The 18,336-nt window shown below is 44.1% G+C and carries 18 protein-coding genes and 1 tRNA gene; 5 read left to right on the plus strand and 14 right to left on the minus strand.

Features of this window, described 5'->3' with window-relative positions; all coding sequences use genetic code 11:
* Nucleotides 1-21: 21 nt before the first annotated feature.
* Together prpC and prpB are read right to left on the minus strand one after the other, a co-directional pair.
* A complete protein-coding gene (prpC, locus tag AAC155_RS06265; RefSeq protein ID WP_113041440.1) occupies nucleotides 22-1,188 on the minus strand; it encodes a bifunctional 2-methylcitrate synthase/citrate synthase in 1,167 nt (388 codons plus the stop codon).
* Between the two features lie 60 nt (nucleotides 1,189-1,248).
* Nucleotides 1,249-2,139: a methylisocitrate lyase gene (gene prpB / locus AAC155_RS06270; protein ID WP_113041441.1), complete on the minus strand. Its 891-nt coding sequence runs from the start codon at nucleotides 2,137-2,139 to the stop codon at nucleotides 1,249-1,251.
* Between the two features lie 337 nt (nucleotides 2,140-2,476).
* Here prpB and prpR point away from each other — a divergent pair, with 337 nt between their 5' ends.
* The gene (gene prpR / locus AAC155_RS06275) at nucleotides 2,477-4,141 is read left to right on the plus strand and encodes a propionate catabolism operon regulatory protein PrpR (RefSeq protein WP_113041442.1); all 1,665 of its coding nucleotides are present in this window, start codon (nucleotides 2,477-2,479) and stop codon (nucleotides 4,139-4,141) included.
* On the opposite strand, the gene AAC155_RS06280 is transcribed toward prpR, so the two are convergent.
* Nucleotides 4,142-5,113 carry a GlxA family transcriptional regulator gene (locus tag AAC155_RS06280; protein ID WP_113041443.1) on the minus strand — a complete coding sequence of 324 codons (972 nt, stop codon included), beginning with the start codon at nucleotides 5,111-5,113 and terminating at the stop codon, nucleotides 4,142-4,144. It abuts the gene before it with no gap.
* Between the two features lie 301 nt (nucleotides 5,114-5,414).
* Here AAC155_RS06280 and AAC155_RS06285 point away from each other — a divergent pair, with 301 nt between their 5' ends.
* Entirely contained in the window at nucleotides 5,415-6,182 is a 768-nt protein-coding gene (locus tag AAC155_RS06285; RefSeq protein WP_113041444.1) for a DJ-1/PfpI family protein, read from the plus strand.
* Between the two features lie 400 nt (nucleotides 6,183-6,582).
* Here the strand turns inward: AAC155_RS06285 and AAC155_RS06290 are convergent, their stop codons facing one another.
* The 9 genes from AAC155_RS06290 to xerD form a co-directional block, all read right to left on the minus strand.
* A complete protein-coding gene (locus AAC155_RS06290) occupies nucleotides 6,583-6,816 on the minus strand; it encodes a hypothetical protein (protein ID WP_113041445.1) in 234 nt (77 codons plus the stop codon).
* Between the two features lie 102 nt (nucleotides 6,817-6,918).
* Nucleotides 6,919-7,914: an Rpn family recombination-promoting nuclease/putative transposase gene (locus tag AAC155_RS06295; protein WP_113041446.1), complete on the minus strand. Its 996-nt coding sequence runs from the start codon at nucleotides 7,912-7,914 to the stop codon at nucleotides 6,919-6,921.
* Nucleotides 7,915-8,112: 198 nt separating this feature from the next.
* A complete protein-coding gene (locus AAC155_RS06300; RefSeq protein WP_113041447.1) occupies nucleotides 8,113-8,736 on the minus strand; it encodes a CatB-related O-acetyltransferase in 624 nt (207 codons plus the stop codon).
* 614 nt (nucleotides 8,737-9,350) lie between these two features.
* Nucleotides 9,351-9,424: transfer RNA gene (locus AAC155_RS06305), tRNA-Gly, on the minus strand.
* A 150-nt stretch (nucleotides 9,425-9,574) separates the two neighbouring features.
* Nucleotides 9,575-11,089: a lysine--tRNA ligase gene (gene lysS, locus AAC155_RS06310; protein ID WP_113041448.1), complete on the minus strand. Its 1,515-nt coding sequence runs from the start codon at nucleotides 11,087-11,089 to the stop codon at nucleotides 9,575-9,577.
* A 9-nt stretch (nucleotides 11,090-11,098) separates the two neighbouring features.
* Nucleotides 11,099-12,197, minus strand: a protein-coding gene (gene prfB / locus AAC155_RS06315) for a peptide chain release factor 2 (RefSeq protein ID WP_112894413.1) whose coding sequence is annotated in 2 segments (ribosomal slippage) — nucleotides 11,099-12,121 and nucleotides 12,123-12,197 — 1,098 coding nt in all. Because the reading frame shifts where the segments join, the coding sequence is not laid out codon by codon here.
* A gap of 157 nt (nucleotides 12,198-12,354) precedes the next feature.
* Nucleotides 12,355-14,088, minus strand: coding sequence for a single-stranded-DNA-specific exonuclease RecJ (recJ, locus tag AAC155_RS06320; protein WP_113041449.1), 1,734 nt, complete (start codon nucleotides 14,086-14,088; stop codon nucleotides 12,355-12,357).
* A gap of 5 nt (nucleotides 14,089-14,093) precedes the next feature.
* Nucleotides 14,094-14,795, minus strand: coding sequence for a bifunctional protein-disulfide isomerase/oxidoreductase DsbC (gene dsbC, locus AAC155_RS06325; RefSeq protein WP_113041450.1), 702 nt, complete (start codon nucleotides 14,793-14,795; stop codon nucleotides 14,094-14,096).
* 23 nt (nucleotides 14,796-14,818) lie between these two features.
* Nucleotides 14,819-15,730 carry a site-specific tyrosine recombinase XerD gene (xerD, locus tag AAC155_RS06330; protein ID WP_011147732.1) on the minus strand — a complete coding sequence of 304 codons (912 nt, stop codon included), beginning with the start codon at nucleotides 15,728-15,730 and terminating at the stop codon, nucleotides 14,819-14,821.
* 108 nt (nucleotides 15,731-15,838) lie between these two features.
* Between xerD and AAC155_RS06335 the strand changes: the two genes are divergently transcribed.
* Together AAC155_RS06335 and fldB are read left to right on the plus strand one after the other, a co-directional pair.
* Entirely contained in the window at nucleotides 15,839-16,042 is a 204-nt protein-coding gene (locus AAC155_RS06335) for a hypothetical protein (protein WP_146748063.1), read from the plus strand.
* A complete protein-coding gene (gene fldB, locus AAC155_RS06340) occupies nucleotides 15,963-16,481 on the plus strand; it encodes a flavodoxin FldB (protein ID WP_113041451.1) in 519 nt (172 codons plus the stop codon). The genes AAC155_RS06335 and fldB overlap by 80 nt, the downstream gene beginning before the upstream one ends.
* A gap of 21 nt (nucleotides 16,482-16,502) precedes the next feature.
* Here fldB and AAC155_RS06345 read toward each other — a convergent pair whose 3' ends face one another.
* Complete coding sequence (locus AAC155_RS06345) at nucleotides 16,503-16,919, minus strand: protein YgfX (protein ID WP_113041452.1); 417 nt, start codon at nucleotides 16,917-16,919, stop codon at nucleotides 16,503-16,505.
* Nucleotides 16,900-17,166, minus strand: a complete 267-nt coding sequence (sdhE, locus tag AAC155_RS06350; RefSeq protein ID WP_112876720.1) for an FAD assembly factor SdhE — start codon at nucleotides 17,164-17,166, stop codon at nucleotides 16,900-16,902. The genes AAC155_RS06345 and sdhE overlap by 20 nt, the downstream gene beginning before the upstream one ends.
* 177 nt (nucleotides 17,167-17,343) lie before the next feature.
* Here sdhE and ygfZ point away from each other — a divergent pair, with 177 nt between their 5' ends.
* Nucleotides 17,344-18,333, plus strand: coding sequence for a tRNA-modifying protein YgfZ (gene ygfZ / locus AAC155_RS06355; RefSeq protein WP_113041453.1), 990 nt, complete (start codon nucleotides 17,344-17,346; stop codon nucleotides 18,331-18,333).
* Nucleotides 18,334-18,336 lie beyond the last annotated feature (3 nt).

Genomic DNA, 18,336 nt, shown 5'->3' on the forward strand with positions numbered 1-18,336 from the left:
ATCTCTGCATCAAAAATAGCGTTACCCACGTTTACTTATTGGCGTAAATACTCGATTTTCTGGCCCGGTATAGTTGGCTGAAGGACGAATAATTTTGTTATCAATACGTTGTTCAATGATGTGAGCAGCCCATCCTGCGGTGCGGGCAATCACAAACAACGGTGTAAACATCGCCGTTGGCACGCCCATCATGTGATAGGAAACCGCTGAGAACCAATCAAGATTTGGGAACATTTTTTTATTGGCCCACATCACCGCTTCTAGTCGATCCGCGATATCAAACATTTTGGTGGTTCCTGCCTCTTTGGAAAGTTGCAGAGCCACATTTTTAATTACTTTGTGACGCGGATCAGAGATGGTGTAAACCGGATGACCAAAACCGATAATGATCTCTTTTCTTTCCAGTCGCGCTAGGATATCCCTCTCTGCTTCATCAGGATTTTCATAGCGCTGTTGAATTTCAAAAGAGACTTCATTTGCTCCACCGTGTTTTGGCCCTCTCAGTGCACCAATCGCTCCGATGATGGCGGAGTAAATATCTGTGCCAGTTCCTGCAATAACCCGGCTGGTAAATGTCGAGGCATTAAATTCGTGTTCCGCATAAAGGATTAGCGAGGTATGCATGGTCTTTTCCCACGATTCATAGGGTTTTTTACCATGCAGAAGGTGCAGAAAATGCCCGCCTATCGACACATCATCAGTTTCCACCTCAATGCGGCGTCCATTGTGGCTATAGTGATACCAATAGAGCAACATGGAGCTGAGAGAGGCCAGTAATCTGTCAACAATATCACGCGCTCCCGCGAGGTTGTGATCGTCTTTCTCAGGCAATGTACAACCCAGAACGGAGACGCCGGTACGCATAACATCCATAGGATGGGCGGCTGCGGGTAATGTTTCCAGTGCGTCCTTTACGCTACCCGGCAAACCTCGCAGTGCGGTTAATTTCGTTTTATAGGCAGCCAATTCAGCACGGGAAGGCAATTTTTCGTGGATCAGTAGGTATGCAACTTCTTCAAATTCACACTGGGTTGCAAGATCAAGAATATCGTAACCACGGTAGTGCAGATCATTACCGGTTTTTCCAACTGTACAAAGTGCAGTGTTACCCGCACTGACGCCAGAAAGGGCTACCGATTTTTTAGGCTTAAAAGTGGTTAACTCAGTCATCGTGTTCTGTTCGCTCATGGGTATCACCTCTACGGTTTTTATGCCATATAAAACGACGAAATTAGGTGGGGATGTCCGTCATTGAGATTTTTTCTGGGAGAAAAGCACGTCCAGTTTTTGTTCAAAATCGTAGTAATTGATGCTTTCATATAACTCGTTGCGAGTCTGCATCATGCTGATCACGCTCTTCTGTGTCCCTTCTCGGCGGAGTGTGGTGTAAACCTGCTCGGCTGCCTTATTCATTGCCCGGAAAGCAGAAAGTGGATAAAGCGCAATAGAGACATCCACACTTTTCAACTCTTCTGTCGTGAAAAGTGGAGTCGCACCAAATTCAGTGATGTTGGCTAATATAGGAACCCCGGTTGTTGACGCAAATGCTTTATACATATGTAATTCGGTGATCGCCTCAGGAAACAGCATATCCGCCCCGGCTTCAATATAGGCTTTTGCCCGATCAAGCGCCGCGGCTAATCCTTCAACAGCCAAAGCATCGGTACGAGCCATAATGACAAAATTTTTATCAGTACGGGCATCGACAGCGGCCTTGATGCGATCAACCATTTCCTCTTTGGATACAATCTCTTTATTCGGACGATGACCGCAGCGCTTCGCGCCGACCTGATCTTCAATATGCAACCCCGCCGCCCCCGCTTTAATCATGGAACGCACTGTGCGAGCCACATTAAAGGCAGAAGAACCAAAACCGATATCAGCATCCACCAACAATGGCAAATCGCATACGTCCGTAATACGACGAATATCTGTTAACACATCATCCAGCGTTGAAATTCCCAGATCAGGCATACCCAACGAACCCGCCGATACACCGCCACCAGAAAGATAGATAGCTTTATAGCCCGCCTGTTTTGCCAGCAACGCATGATTCGCATTAATGGTACCGACAACCTGTAGCGGGGATTCAGCTTCTATAGCCTGACGAAATGCCAAACCGGCAGAGGAAAGAGTCATATAAGACCTCATTGTTATTATAATGAAACACGTTTGTTATCCAGCAATATACGTACCAATAAAGTCAAAAATAGCTAATGGTTTTAAAAAACAAACACAACAAAAAGTTAATGATTTGTTTTTAAATTAAAAAATAGCACTAAAAATATTTATTAGCTTGTAGGAAAGTACCATTGATAGAAAAACTCATCTGTTCCATAATGAATCAATTACGTTTTATGAAACATGAATGAAACAATTGCGAAACATTGAATTATTGTGATAGGAAAAGCGAATAAAGTTCAGCTAAGAAAAACGAAAACAGCGTACAGAAAACAGCACACAGATGAGGAATCGCATGGCAGAAGCACCATCAGCAGAACGTGATAACCGTGATAAACCGGTCATTTGGACAGTCTCTGTTTCCCGTCTTTTTGATCTCTTTCGTGATATCACACCAGAGTTCGATCATCAGGCCAATATCACGCCTATCCAACTTGGGTTTGAAAATGCGGTTCAACATATTCGTCAGCGGTTAACAACTGAATGTTGTGATGCCGTGCTCTGTGCCGGCTCTAATGGCGCCTATCTTAAAAGCCGTTTGTCAGTACCCGTCATCATTGCTAAGGCCAGCGGTTTTGATTTTATGCAGGCATTGGCCCGTGCACGACAAATCAGCTCCCGTATTGGTGTTATCACCTATCAGAATACATTACCTGCGCTAGAAGAATTTCAGCAACGGTTCAACTTGCGTATTGAACAACGCAGTTACGTAACGGAAGAAGATGCACGGGCCCAAGTCAATGCACTAAAAGCCATTGGCATTAAAGTGATTGTCGGTGCCGGGCTAATTACCGACCTCGCCTATGAAGCTGAATTGGTGGGTGTTTTTGTCTACTCTGCTGATTCTATTCGCCAGGCATTCCATGATGCACTGGATATTGCCAGAATGACCAAGCTCAGCCAAGCTTCAATTTCTGCCTATCCAACCGAGAATAGTTTACGTACCCGCCATACTCTCAATGATATCCGGGGAGATTCAGCGGTAATGGAACATGTGCGCAACACTATTATGCTATACGCCCGCTCGCCTGCCACAGTGCTAATACAAGGGGAAAGTGGTACAGGGAAGGAGCTGGTGGCACAAGCCATTCACCATGAATATGCCCTGCGGTATGGTCAGATTACAGGTAAACATCAACGGCCATTTGTCGCCGTTAACTGTGGCGCCATTGCTGAATCCTTACTGGAAGCTGAATTGTTTGGTTATGAGGAAGGCGCTTTCACCGGATCTCGGCGGGGAGGTCGTGCAGGTCTTTTTGAGGTTGCGCATCGAGGCACACTATTTTTGGATGAAATTGGTGAAATGCCACTGCCTCTTCAAACACGGCTATTGCGGGTACTGGAAGAAAAATCCGTTGTCAGAGTAGGAGGACACCGCCCTATTGCCGTTGATGTTCGGATCATCTGCGCCACACATTGCGATTTGGATACCTGGGTTCAAGAAGGGCGTTTTCGAACAGACCTGTTTTATCGCCTAAGTGTATTGCGCATCAACATTCCGGCCCTCAGGGAAAGAGGTCATGATATTGGTATATTGGCGCTGGAATATCTGCGACGAGCATTTGCTGCATTAAATTTGCCGGTATCACAATCAAGAGTGCAAGAGCTTGCTGCTTGTCAGGAGGCATTGCAAGCCTATCATTGGCCCGGTAATGTCCGGGAACTACGTAATCTTATGGAGCGGCTCACGCTATACCTTAGTGCCCATCCTGAGCATACCTTAACACCGGAATTGATATTAGCGCTTTCACCGGAGCGCCAATCTACACTCAAGCTGGCAGAACAAAGTATGAAGTCTTTCCCCTCTTTAACTCAACAATCTTCACTTGTTGCACCACTTTCAGCTCATGAAACCTTGAAACGATTTTCTGGCAATCACCATGCAACCGCGGAATATCTGGGGATTAGCCGTACTACGTTGTGGCGACGATTGAAGAAAGAGATGGCAGGGAATCAATAGCTAAAATGTTGCCTTGAAGTGCTTACGGTAGTCCTGTGGAGTGCTACTGAACGCCCGGAAGAAACTGCGGCGTAAAGTATCTTCACAGCCGAAACCGCAACGGGAGGCTATGCACTTGAGCGATAGCGTAGATTCAACCAAAAGATGACGCGCCGCTTCTAGGCGGAATCGCTCCACCGCTTTGGCTGGCGTAATCCCTGCATGTTGGCCATAGTGGCGCACGAAACTACGCTCACTCATATTGGTACGAGCAGCCAAAGCTGCCACTGAAAGGTCTCCCGCCAAATTGTTAATCATCCAAGCGTGCAGATCTGCAAATTTACTGGTACTGCTTTGTAATGCCAGTGGAGCACTAAACTGTTCCTGTCCACCAGGACGTTTGAGAAACATAACGAGATCCCGCGCAACATCCAGTGCCAGTTTATGACCGAAATCTTCCTCCAGCAATGATAGAGCCAAATCAATTCCTGCGGTGACACCAGCAGAAGTCCACACCGGACCATCCTGAATAAAGATAGGATCACATTCTACCCGCAACTTACTGTAACGCCGGGCCAGTTCGGCACAGCTATTCCAGTGCGTAACGACTCTGCGGCCATCAAGCAATCCGCAAGCAGCCAGAATGAATGCCCCGCTGCATACAGACACAATACGCCTAGCCAGCGATGCATGTCCCTTTAACCAATTACGCAATGGCGGATGGTTCGCCGCTGACTCAACGCCAATGCCCCCTGCAACAATCAGAGTATCGGCAGGAGAATCCAACTTAGGTAAAGGTTCTGCCTGCACAGTTATTCCAGCCTGCGTCATTACCTGTCCGGGATCACAAGCCACGACTTTTATGGCATAAGGCCGTTTGTGACCAGATTTCTCTGCTAGCTCATTAGCTGTGGTAAAGACCTGCAATGGCCCTGAAAGGTCCAGCAGATTTACGTTGGGGAAGATCACAAAATAGAGAGTTTTAATGTCCATAAGGCAATTATGGCACTTGGCGTAAATCGTCGCAATATTGGAATATACGCCAATTAGTTTACGGTTACAGTTGTTCTATACCCTATGGATTTCAAGATGCATCGCGACGGCAAAGGAGTGAATCCCCGGGAGCATAGCAAACTATGTGACCGGGGTGAGCGAGTGCAGCCAACAAAGAGGCAACTTGAAAGATGACGGGTATATCAATTTACTACCGGGAATACAGATGTTCAGCGATCGCTAAAAATAGCGGCATATGAATTTCAGTTCTCTTTTCAATCTCGATAAGGAAAACTTCTCCATGAAAAACACATCTAAGGAATATCCTGCGACATTATCTTCATTAATGAATACATCGTCTGGAGAAAAACCCACTCTCGCTTTTGTCATTTTCCCAGGCATGACGCCACTTGATATGATTGGTCCCGCGACAGTTCTTGAAGTAGGAGGATGGTTAAATATTGAATATGTCTGGCGCGATTTACTTCCGGTGCGTACTGAGCTGGCACATATATCATTTTCACCGAGCACTACATTTGAGCAATTAAATAAAGTGGATATTTTGTGTGTTCCCGGTACAGGAAATCCTTATGCTTTGCTTGCCGAATTAGACATGCTTGATTGGATACATAAAGTGGGAAGTAAAGCATCTTGGGTCACCAGCGTGTGTACAGGATCTATCCTGTTAGGGGCCGCAGGCTTGCTAAAAGGGTATCAGGCGGCGACTCATTGGTCGATGATAGACGATCTCAACAAATTCGATGCAATACCGGTTAATAAAAGAGTCGTTATCGATAGAAACCGGGTTACAGGAGGTGGAGTCACCGCAGGTATTGATTTCGGTTTAACATTGCTTGCTGAAATCAAAGGTGAAGAATATGCCCAAGCAGTCCAACTAGCGATACAATATAGCCCAGAACCCCCGTTCAATAGCGGCATGCCAGAATTCGCCGACAAAGAAATAACCCATGCCACACTTCAAGCTATATTTTCCAATGTGGAAAAACAGACGCCTGATTACAAAGAAATCTTAATTAAAAGCGCCAAAAGAATATCAGATATCTACTGAATCTATTTTCGTATGATGGCTTAATTAATCTGTTTTAGCTTTGCCAACAACTTAAACAGATTTATTTCAGCGATCGACCGTTTACCAATAACGGCAATACTTTCTGTTCCAAGAACGACTAATTCATAGGTGCATAAATCCAGATTTGTTTTTTTAGATTAAACGGTATAGGCAACCAATCCGGTTGCCGCTTCCAAGAGAAAATTTATCGGATTACGATGTTTCGAATATTCTATTTGAGGAATATTCTTTAATTATTAAAATACTATTTCAATTAAAAAGCTTAATACCCGACAGAAAAAGTATGATTTCAAACTTATCCAAATAATATACCGCTTATATGTAAAGTTTTGCCCACTTATTTACACGAATTTTCATGCCAATAAAGTGTCAGCATAAGTTAATCGGCTATTTGTTCAATCTTACTCCGGCTCATCACAATGATTTTAATTATCGTTTCATGGTCTATACCATTGTCTATCATTGCATACACGATTTTCACAAGCGCCAGTTTTCTACCTATCTGTAATCCTTCTTGGTATGCTTCTTGGTATGCCTCTTGGTATGCCTCTTGGTATGCTTCCTGAAATCCTTCTTGGAACGCTTTCTGCTCCAGTTTTTGCGCTATTGTCATCAATTACCTCCTCATATTTCTAGGGGACGGTCCCGTTACTCGCTGGACAAGCCCCTCTTCTAACACGAATCTTTAAATACCAATTACGGCTCTCAGCACGAATCAGTGATGTATTTGTTCAAGTTCGTTCTGGCTCAACCCTGTGTTTTTCATTATTGTTTCATGATCGATACCATTGTTCATCATTCTACAGGCGATTTCCAGAACCGCCTGTTTTTTACCTTTCTCTTCACCTTTCTTTTCACCTTTTTTTTCACCTTTCTGTAATCCTTCTTGAAGCCCTTCTTCGCGTGCTTCTTGACATTTTTGAAGCCCTTCCTTAAGCCCTTCTTGATGTCCCTTATGTTGCAACTTCTGCGCTATTGTCATCAGTACCTCCTCATACTTCGGGAACTGTTCTGCCAGTTGCCGGATAAAACCTTCTGGATCGGCGGTATCTCCCACCAGTAATATGTAGTTTAGCATGCTTTTTAGCAGCTCATATGTATAATAATCATACGCAAACAACATGGTCAGCTCTTGCTGTAACTCCGCCATATCACGTTGCCGGATATGTTTTTGTACTATTTCCAGTAATGCAACCCGTTTGTGCGTCAGGATTTCATCATCCGGGATTACCGTCACATCTACCAACGGAAACGCGCTGGAATAGATCTCTTCCGCCAGAGCCGAAGCATCGAAGCAGTCGAGCCAGTTGGTACTCCACGGATACGGCCGTATTTTTCCGTGATAAAACAACACTGGAATAACCAGCGGCAATTTTTTATGTCCCTGCTCCAGATGCCATTGCATTGCTGAAATACTGTAACGCATCAGCCGGAATGCCATCATTTTATCCGGGGAACTCTGGTGTTCAATCACGCAATACACATAACTCTCACCCTGCGTAGTTTTTAATGAATACAAGATGTCGGAATAATGTACCCGCAGATTGTCCTCAATAAACGACCCCGATTCCAATCGCAGTGTATCAAGATCACAAACTGCCCGTAATGTCGCAGGTAAGTGTATCTCTAGAAAATCTCTGGCGGTATCAATATGACTTAAAAACTTTTTAAAAATAGCATCATGTGGCGTCGGTGTATTTTTTATTTTCATAAGAGGATAGTAGCATATTTTATATTGAAGGAATATTAAATAAATACCGTTTGCGGCTCGAATGCCGAAACGGTATTTAAACTAACAATTAATGGACTTCGGTTAAATAATTCAGCAATAGAACATTTTTAAAAAACATACTTAATTAATCGAATCAAGCCTAATTAATTATTTTACGGAATTAATTAACTGTTTTTCTTAATATGATCTTACAGCAGATTTTAATGCCTTAATATCCGAAGAACAGAGATAGGGTTTTAAAGCATTAAATTTCTCTTCTGACCAATCATATATTTTTAACGCGAGTAGCTCATTGATAATGTGCGGCTCAAAGCGATATTTAACTAATTTCGCAGGCGTTCCAGCAACAATACTATATGGCTCAACATCTTTAGTGACAACGCTATTAGCAGCAACAATAGCGCCTTCTCCAATAGTAACACCAGGCATAATCATTGAACGCATACCAAGCCACACGCCATCATGAATATGCGTGTCACCTTTACCTACATATGCCTCTTCGATATATTCCATGAATGGATATAAACAGAACCAATCTGCTCTGTGTGTATTGTTTCCACCCATAAGAATGATAGTTTCAGCACCTATGCAAACATAATCGCCAATATACAATTTATCAATTGGCCACTTAGACTCCCATTGAAGACTGATCTTATCACCATACAAATAGCGAACGACAGATTCTTCAAAACCGCCACTCCAACAATCGCTATAATAGCTATGGGTTCCTTTGATGACAATACTTTGATTAGTTACAGCCTCATGCAAAAATTGGATTTTTGACCAATGTTTTTCTTTCATGGTAAATAGTCTCTATTAATTATTCATTTACCATATACCCGTCATCTTTCAAGTTGCCTCTTTGTTGGCTGCACTCACTCACCCCGGTCACATAGTTATCTATGCTCCCGGGGATTCGCTCCCTTGCCGTCGCGATGCATCTTGAAATCCATAGGGTATAGAATGCTTTCTATGGTGATGTATCCGCATTCAAAAATACATCACGCCTAGCTGATTCGGGGTTGATTTAATAACGGGATTCTTTTCATATTAGACAATGAGTTAGTTATTAACTTATATACCCGTTATCCTTCAAGCTGCCTCTTTGTTGGCTGCACTCACTCACCCCGGTCACATAGTTATCTATGCTCCCGGGGATTCGTTCCCTTGCCGTCGCGATGCATCTTGAAATCCATAGGGTATATACCCGTCATCTTTCAAGTTGCCTCTTTGTTGGCTGCACTCGCTCACCCCGGTCACATAGTTACCTATGCTCCCGGGGATTCACTCCCTTGCCGTCGCGATCCATCTTGAAATCCATTGGGTATATCAATTATCATTCGTAAATTCTTTTGATTTAATTTACATCATATCAAAAGGTATATTTTCAATGCGACAGCATTTTTTAGAAAGACTGGAGCGAGCGAAGGGAATCGAACCCTCGTATAGAGCTTGGGAAGCTCTCGTTCTGCCATTGAACTACGCTCGCTTAGGGATAACATAAATTATTATAGCGGTTTCGTTGGCATCAGCAAGTCATTATCTGTTTAAATTGTCTATATTTCAGTCAGTTGAAAATAAAAACTCCCCTGCCGGCCATGCCACAGAGGAGTTAAAATTTGAAATTTAATTCAAACTGTTATTTCTGCGGGCGCATTGCCGGGAACAGAATGACGTCACGGATAGTATGACTATCTGTCAACAACATAATCATACGGTCAATACCAATACCCAAACCGGCGGTTGGTGGCATACCGTGTTCCAAAGCCGTTATATAATCTTCATCGTAGAACATGGCTTCGTCATCACCTTCGTCTTTCTGGCGAACCTGTTCAGCAAAACGTTCAGCCTGATCTTCGGCATCATTCAATTCCGAGAAGCCATTACCAATCTCACGTCCACCAATAAAGAATTCAAAACGATCAGTGATAAACGGATTTGCATCATTACGACGCGCTAGCGGAGAAACTTCTGCCGGATATTCAGTGATAAAAGTGGGTTGAATCAGGTGGCTTTCCGCCGTTTCTTCAAAGATTTCACACTGAACACGGCCAAGGCCCCAACCTTTTTCCACTTCAATACCAAGAGATTCAGCGATAGCCACCGCTTTATCCATATCATCCAAATCAGCTATGTTGGTTTCAGGACGATATTTACAAATGGCCTCTTTCATGGTCATTTGGGCAAATGGTTTACCGAAATCAAATTCCTGCTCGCCATATTTAACCAGGGTATTCCCCAAAATATTCTGCGTCAGGGTACGGAACAGCTCTTCTATCAGAACGATCAGATCTTTGTAATCCGCATACGCCATGTAGAGTTCCATCATGGTGAACTCAGGGTTATGGCGCGGAGATACACCTTCGTTACGGAAGTTGCGGTTAATTTCAAACACACGCTCAAAACCACCAACAACCAGACGTTTCAGGTAAAGTTCCGGCGCAATACGCAGATACATATCAATATCCAGCGCATTGTGGTGAGTAATAAATGGACGTGCCGAGGCACCACCAGGAATAACCTGCATCATTGGTGTTTCCACTTCCATAAAGCCTTTACTGACCATAAAACTACGCAGAGCCAATAAGACTTGAGAGCGAATTTGGAAAGTTTTGCGCGATTCTTCATTCGCGATTAGATCCAGATAACGCTGGCGATAGCGAGTCTCCTGATCAGCCAAGCCGTGGAATTTATCCGGCAATGGACGCAGCGCTTTTGTCAGCAGACGCAATTCAGTACAGTGAATGGAAAGTTCACCGGTTTTGGTTTTAAACAGTTTGCCACGAGCCCCCAGAATGTCTCCCAGATCCCATTTTTTAAACTGTTCGTTATAAATACTTTGCGGCAGATCGTCACGGGCAACATATAACTGAATACGACCGCCCATATCCTGTAGCGTGACGAAAGAAGCCTTACCCATGATGCGGCGCGTCATCATACGACCGCCAACCGTCACTTCAATATTCAGTGCTTCCAACTCTTCCTGAGTTTTGTCGTCGTATTTCGCGTGTAGATCTTCTGAAATATTTTCACGATGGAAATCATTCGGGAATGCAATTCCATTCTCCCGTAAAGCTACGAGTTTTTCGCGGCGAGTTTGCAGTTCATTATTTAAATCGGGAGCCTGTTCCGCACCCTGTTGTTGTTGTGACATTTTAGTTCCTCATAAGCCAGCTTTAAGGCTTGCTTCAATGAATTTGTCCAGATCACCATCCAGCACCGCTTGTGTATTGCGCGTTTCAACGCCGGTGCGCAAGTCTTTGATGCGTGAATCATCCAGAACATAAGAGCGAATTTGACTACCCCAACCAATATCGGATTTATTCTCTTCCATTTCCTGTTTATTAGCGTTCTGTTTCTGCATCTCCAGTTCATACAGCTTCGCTTTTAGCTGTTTCATCGCCTGGTCTTTATTTTTATGCTGAGAACGATCATTTTGACACTGCGTCACAATGTTGGTTGGAATATGGGTAATACGCACCGCAGATTCTGTTTTGTTAACGTGCTGACCACCCGCACCGGATGCGCGGTAAACATCGATACGTAAGTCTGCTGGATTAATTTCAATATCAATATCATCATCCACTTCAGGATAGATGAAAGCAGAACTGAATGAAGTATGGCGACGACCGCCAGAATCAAATGGGCTTTTACGTACCAAACGGTGAACCCCCGTTTCAGTACGCAACCAACCATAAGCATAATCGCCCATGATCTTAATCGTCGCTGATTTCAGGCCAGCAACTTCACCGTCTGATTCTTCAATGATTTCCGTTTTAAAACCTTTGGATTCAGCCCAACGCAAATACATACGCATCAGCATACTTGCCCAATCCTGAGCCTCAGTACCACCAGAGCCTGCCTGTAAGTCAAGATAACAGTCAGCACTGTCGTACTCACCAGAAAACATGCGGCGAAATTCTAACTGACCTAGCTTTTCTTCGAGCTGTTCCAGCTCTACCACGGCTTCATTAAAAGTCTCTTCATCGTCTGCTTCTATTGCCAGTTCCAGTAAACCTTGTACATCTTCCAGACCCTGCTCAAGCTGATCGATAGTTTCGACAATCTCTTCTAATGAGGAACGCTCTTTACCCAAAGCCTGTGCCCGCTCCGGTTCATTCCAAACATCAGGCTGTTCCAATTCAGCATTAACTTCTTCTAAACGCTCTTTTTTGACATCGTAGTCAAAGATACCCCCTCAGAACCATTGTCCGTTCAGACAAGTCCTGAATGTGGTTTTTTACCGGATTAATTTCAAACATATTTTAGTGTCTTACGTTGTGTAGTCGGAGATAAATGGATAATTTTCGAACCGCGTATTGTAGCGGATTTGGCACAGGGTTTATAGCACTTCAACAGATTTGTCACGTATTCATACGAGAGTACGTGACAATGACTGACTACCTGCTGATCAAACGGTTAATAAGGCCAGAGATGTTGGATCAAAAGCTGTACATTACGGTTGCCACGAAATTCATTAACATCTAGTTTATAGGCAAGTTCTACTTCGCGGACACTGTTATCCGGCCAGCGGGTAGGATCGATATTGAACGCAATACCATCCAGCATCGGCCCACCGTTTAATGGCTCCACTATCACTTTTAAATGACGCTCTCCAACAATGCGCTGTTGCAGTAGTTTGAATTTACCGTCAAAAATAGGCTCCGGGAATGCCTGCCCCCAAGGACCGCCATCACGCAACATTTCTGCAATGTCCAATGACAGTTCATTAATTGCTAATTCCCCATCACTCCAGATAACACCTTCAAGTTGCGAAATATCTAACCAATCCGCCATTAGCGTAGAAAAGTGATACTGAAATTGTTCGAATTTATCCTGTTCAAGTGACAAACCGGCCGCCATTGCATGACCACCAAATTTAAGTATCAACCCCGGATGCAAAGTATCAAGCCGCTCAAGCGCATCACGCATATGCAATCCCTGCACTGAACGACCAGAACCTTTCAAAATACCGTCACCGGCCGGTGCAAAAGCGATAACAGGCCGATGAAAACGCTCTTTAATCCGGGAAGCCAAAATTCCAACTACCCCTTGATGCCATTCTGGATGATAGAGCGCTAGCCCATAAGGCAGTTCAGTGCTGGTACGTTCAAGTTTGTCACAGATTTGCAGTGCTTCCTGCTGCATTCCCTGCTCTATTTCACGCCGAGTCTGGTTAAGACCGTCCAGTTCACAAGCTATCTGACGCGCCTTTGTTATGTCGTCAGTTAGCAATAAAGTGACGCCAATGGACATATCATCAAGGCGACCAGCGGCATTCAGTCTTGGCCCCAGGAAAAAACCCAAATCGCTGGCTGTCAGCTTATAAGCATCACGGCTGGAAATTTCCAATAATGCACGAATCCCCACACAACAACGTCCTGCACGAATCCGGTTCAAGCCCTGATAAATCAGAATCCGGTTATTAGTATCTAAAGGTACAACATCGGCAACAGTTCCTAGCGCAACCAAATCCAACATCTCGGCCAGATTCGGCAGCGCAATTCCTTGCTTTTCAAACCACTGATCTTTCCTCAGCGCCGCCCTTAAGGCAGACATCAGATAAAATGTGACACCCACTCCGGCCAATGATTTAGACGGGAACGAACAATCGGCAAGATTAGGATTAATAATGGCATCAGCCGCCGGCAAAACGTCACCCGGCAAGTGATGATCCGTGACAATCACTTTCATACGGTGCTGATGGGCAGCCGCAACCCCTTCATGGGAAGAGATACCATTATCCACGGTAATAATCAGGTCAGCGCCTTTTTTGACGACCTCTTCTACCACCTGTGAGCTTAAACCATAACCATCGTCAAAACGATTTGGTACCAAATAATCCAGATGGCGATATCCCATCGAGCGTAATGATCGGATCGCCAATGCCGTGCTAGTTGCCCCATCAGCATCAAAATCACCGACAATAACGATACGCCAGTGTTCATGAAGTGCAGTCAACAAGAGTGCCACCGCCTGTTCCACACCACTCAGATGCTGATAATTCAATAACCCTTGGACACCACGTTCCAATTCATTAGCTTGCTGGATACCACGAATGGCATATAAGCGACGCAGTAGTGGATGAATCTGTTGTGGAAGGTGACTGTCATCCACCACCGGGCGGCGGCGGAGTTGTGTTTCAATATTCACTAAACTTATTTACCACGTTGCGCCAGTGCCGCTGCCAAAGCCTCTGGTGGCATATATCCACCTAACAGACTGCCATCCTTAAGGACAATCGCCGGCGTTCCTTGGACGCCAAACTGGAGACCCAATTTGTAATGGTTAGCAATATCCACTTTACAGCTCTTAATTGGCAAAACATCTTCATTTTTAAACGCAGCATCTAATGATTTCTGCGGTGTTGCGCTGCACCAGATAGATTGCATATCTTTAGCAGATTGGTGCTGCATACCCTGACGAGGAAACGCCAGATAGCGCACAGTAATACCCAGTTTATTGTACTCTTGCATGTTTTCATGCAATTTATGGCAATAACCACAGGTAATATCCGTGAAAACGGTAACGACATGCTTCTCTTTTGGCGCTTTGTAGATGATCATTTGATCTGTCATTGCTTCCAGCTTTTTCATCAACAATTGATTACTGACATTCACAGGAGAGCTACCACTGACATCATAAATTGGCCCTTGCAATAAATATTTCCCGTCATCAGATAGATAAATGATCCCTTGCTCGGTCACTACCGTATTTAAACCAACAATAGGTGATGGCTGGATGTTCTCTGCTTTTATCCCTAGTTTCTGCATTGTTGTATGGACAGCACCATCATCAGCAAGCGCATTTCCATTAAACCAGGCCAGCAAAAGAGGGAAACATAACACGCTTTTTTTCATTTTCGGTTCCTTTAAATCCGTGCTCACCCTCGCGGATGATGTTGTTGATGTAGCAATTTGAGCCGTTCTGTTGCTACATGAGTATATATTTGTGTTGTAGATAGATCACTATGCCCCAATAACATCTGCACAACTCGCAAATCAGCGCCATGATTTAGCAAATGCGTGGCAAATGCATGACGTAAAACATGAGGAGATAACCGTCCAGTATCGATTCCAGCCAGCAACGCATAATGTTTAATACGATACCAGAATGTCTGTCGGGTCATTTGTCGCCCTCGGTTGCTCGGAAAAAGGACATCCAACGTTGCACCATTTAGCAGCCCAACTCTCCCATATTCCAGATAATTCTCTAGCCAATAAATTGCTTCTTCCCCTAAAGGCACTAATCGTTCTTTATTCCCTTTACCAATCACTCTCACCACGCCTTGACGCAAACTGACATCGGAAAGTGTCAACCCTACTAGCTCAGATACCCGCAAACCACAGGCATAAAGCACTTCAAGCATGGCTTTATCCCTTAACTCTACCGGCTGATCTGTACAGGGCGCATTAAGTAGATCTTCTACCTGCTTTTCACTTAAATCTTTAGGCAATCGCTTTGGTAATTTCGGTGCAGACAAAAGTGCTGTCGGATCATCTTCCCGCATTTTTTCCCGATAAAAATAGAGAAACAATTGGCGCATGGCACTGAGTAAACGCGCCGAACTACTGGCTTTATATCCTCCATCCACGCGTTCTGCCAGAAAAGAGTGCAAATCTATCGTCTGGACAGATAATAAATTATGACCATGATGTATCAACCAGTTATCCAATGCCTGCAAATCCAACCGATAAGAAGCAAGCGTATTTTCCGCAAGATCATGTTCTAACCAGATAGCATCAAGAAATTGTTCTATCAGTGGATTAGTCAACTGAGTTGGTTGTTTTGACACGAAATACTTTCCTTAAATCTGTACATCTCTGCTGGCTATTATACCCTATGGATTTCAAGATGCATCGCGACGGCAAGGGAGCGAATCCCCGGGAGCATAGATAACGATGTGACCGGGGTGAGCGAGTGCAGCCAACAAAGAGGCAACTTGAAAGATGACGGGTATATGCCTGAAAAAGCCATTATTCTGTTACAATGCCAACCCAGATATTCAAAAACCATAATGATTAATGATGAAGATTGGTCTTTTTTACGGCTCCAGCACCTGCTACACCGAGATGGTAGCAGAGAAAATCCGCGATATCCTCGGTGAAGATTTGGTTGATCTCCACAATATCAAAGAGACAGCACCTGAATTAATGGAAGAGTACTCTGTACTGATTCTCGGCATCCCAACATGGGATTTTGGCGAATTGCAGGAAGATTGGCTGGTTATTTGGGATCAAATTCCTTCCCTCGATTTACAGGGGAAAATTGTCGCCATGTATGGTATGGGGGATCAAATTGATTATAGCGATTGGTTTCTTGACGCTCTCGGTATGCTATATCACCATTTACGCCCTTCAGGCGTGCATTTCATTGGCTTCTGGCCGACCGAAGGTTATGAATTTACCAGCCCGAAACCATTAACGGATAATGGCTCACAATTTGTCGGGCTGGCATTAGATGACGTAAACCAGTATGAACAAACTGATGATCGTTTATCGCAATGGTGTATGCAAATCCTGCAAGAAATGGAGCCTCTGCTTTAAGTCAGAAAAATTTCAGCTCAATCAGATATCAGGATATTGCAACAATAGTTGATTAATATGCCTCCATTCATCCTGTGACATACCATCGGATGCGACCCATAAACGGATTTTTTTCTGGTTATAAAAAGATTGAGCCGTAATTAATATGCCATAACGACACAGCCACGGTCGTCGGATAATTTGCCACTCATGCTTCTTCCATTGCAACTTATTATCACTGAGCAGAACTAAAAGCCCTTGTGATTTACGGATATTTTTCTGGCTACGCCCCCAACTGGCAATAATCAACAGTACTAAAGGAAGCCAGAAAATCCAGAAAATAGCATCATCCGCAGGCCACGGAGCAAGTAGTACGATAAGCGCTATTGCACCATGAACACAGGTAGAAATTAGCTGGGTATGCCAAGATACCCTGAGATCACATTTCCACAGGACCACGATCTTTATTTCTATTCTGAATAAGTTTAATCATGCGAAATAACTCTTCATCTTCTGGACGCCCATGATTCATTAGCCAGTTGAACAGATCAGGATCAGCACATTCAAGTAAGTGAATAAAAAGTCGTTTATCATCATCGCTGAGTGAGTCATATTCATACTTAAAAAACGGCATAATTGAAATATCCAGTTCACGCATTCCACGCCGGCATGCCCAATGAATACGTGCTTTATTATCAATATCCATGTTCAAAAGATCCCCTTTTTAATTCTCATTGTTTGTTTTAACACCATTAGCCATATAAGTCGCCCGGCAAACTGATGCATCATGCCAGCTAATAGCAATAATAACTACTTGCATTATGCTTCAGCTCTTTTACCATTATGCATCATTGGCTCAAATATCTGACTGGCAGGATGTGTCATGGCTTATAAAACTCCGTTCTCTTCACAATCTCCATTGTCTTCATCAACCCTTCCCCTGACGTTAATATCACTGGATGACTGGGGACTGGTAACCGCAACTGGACCAGATACAGAAAAATATCTACAAGGTCAGGTTACAGCAGATATTTCCGCACTTGCAACGAATCAGCATGTGCTTAGTGCGCATTGTGACGCAAAAGGCAAAATGTGGAGTAATCTGCGCCTCTTCCATCGTGGTGAAAGCCTTGCTTATATTGCGCGTCGTAGTGTGCTGGAAAATCAGCTTACAGAACTGAAAAAATATGCCGCATTCTCTAAAATTACACTAGTTCAGGATGAAAACGCGGTACTGCTCGGTGTTGCAGGTAAAAACTGCCGGGAAGCATTAAGCAGCTTCTTCCCAACTCTGCCGGATGCTGATAACGCTGTCGTTGCACATGAAACTACAACTTTGCTCCACTTTACCTTGCCGTCTGAACGTTTCCTCTTGGTAACAAACACCGCAACCGCTGAGCAGTTAACAGAAAAACTTCAAGCTCAACTTAATAACAGCGAACAGTGGTTAGCTCTGGATATTGAAGCAGGCTTCCCAGTCATTGATGCCGCAAATAGCGCACAATTTATTCCCCAAGCAACTAACCTTCAGGCATTGACAGGAGGGATATGCTTTAAAAAAGGGTGTTATACCGGTCAGGAAATGGTAGCCCGTGCTAAATACCGCGGAGCAAATAAACGTGCCATGTACTGGCTGGCTGGCAATGCCGCCAAAACTCCTATGGCTGGAGATGATTTGGAATGGCAATTAGGAGATAAGTGGCGGAGAACGGGCACCGTTTTGGCTGCCGTTAAGCTGAATGAGAATAGTGTCTGGGTACAAGTCGTCATGAATAATGATATGGAAAGTCATAGTGTATTCCGTGTCCGTGACGATGAAGGGCATTCACTCACCATTCAGCCTCTGCCTTATTCTCTCGATGAAGAAAAATAATTA

Origin of the sequence: Photorhabdus sp. HUG-39 (assembly GCF_963878365.1) — a bacterium.
GTDB lineage: Bacteria > Pseudomonadota > Gammaproteobacteria > Enterobacterales > Enterobacteriaceae > Photorhabdus > Photorhabdus kayaii.

Coding starts and splice junctions, on each gene's coding strand:
- prpC (WP_113041440.1), bottom strand. CDS start 1,188: ATGAGCGAACAGAACACGATGACTGAGTTAACCACTTTTAAGCCTAAA.
- prpB (WP_113041441.1), bottom strand. CDS start 2,139: ATGACTCTTTCCTCTGCCGGTTTGGCATTTCGTCAGGCTATAGAAGCT.
- prpR (WP_113041442.1), top strand. CDS start 2,477: ATGGCAGAAGCACCATCAGCAGAACGTGATAACCGTGATAAACCGGTC.
- AAC155_RS06280 (WP_113041443.1), bottom strand. CDS start 5,113: ATGGACATTAAAACTCTCTATTTTGTGATCTTCCCCAACGTAAATCTG.
- AAC155_RS06285 (WP_113041444.1), top strand. CDS start 5,415: ATGAAAAACACATCTAAGGAATATCCTGCGACATTATCTTCATTAATG.
- AAC155_RS06290 (WP_113041445.1), bottom strand. CDS start 6,816: ATGACAATAGCGCAAAAACTGGAGCAGAAAGCGTTCCAAGAAGGATTT.
- AAC155_RS06295 (WP_113041446.1), bottom strand. CDS start 7,914: ATGAAAATAAAAAATACACCGACGCCACATGATGCTATTTTTAAAAAG.
- AAC155_RS06300 (WP_113041447.1), bottom strand. CDS start 8,736: ATGAAAGAAAAACATTGGTCAAAAATCCAATTTTTGCATGAGGCTGTA.
- lysS (WP_113041448.1), bottom strand. CDS start 11,089: ATGTCACAACAACAACAGGGTGCGGAACAGGCTCCCGATTTAAATAAT.
- dsbC (WP_113041450.1), bottom strand. CDS start 14,795: ATGAAAAAAAGCGTGTTATGTTTCCCTCTTTTGCTGGCCTGGTTTAAT.
- fldB (WP_113041451.1), top strand. CDS start 15,963: ATGAAGATTGGTCTTTTTTACGGCTCCAGCACCTGCTACACCGAGATG.
- sdhE (WP_112876720.1), bottom strand. CDS start 17,166: ATGGATATTGATAATAAAGCACGTATTCATTGGGCATGCCGGCGTGGA.
- ygfZ (WP_113041453.1), top strand. CDS start 17,344: ATGGCTTATAAAACTCCGTTCTCTTCACAATCTCCATTGTCTTCATCA.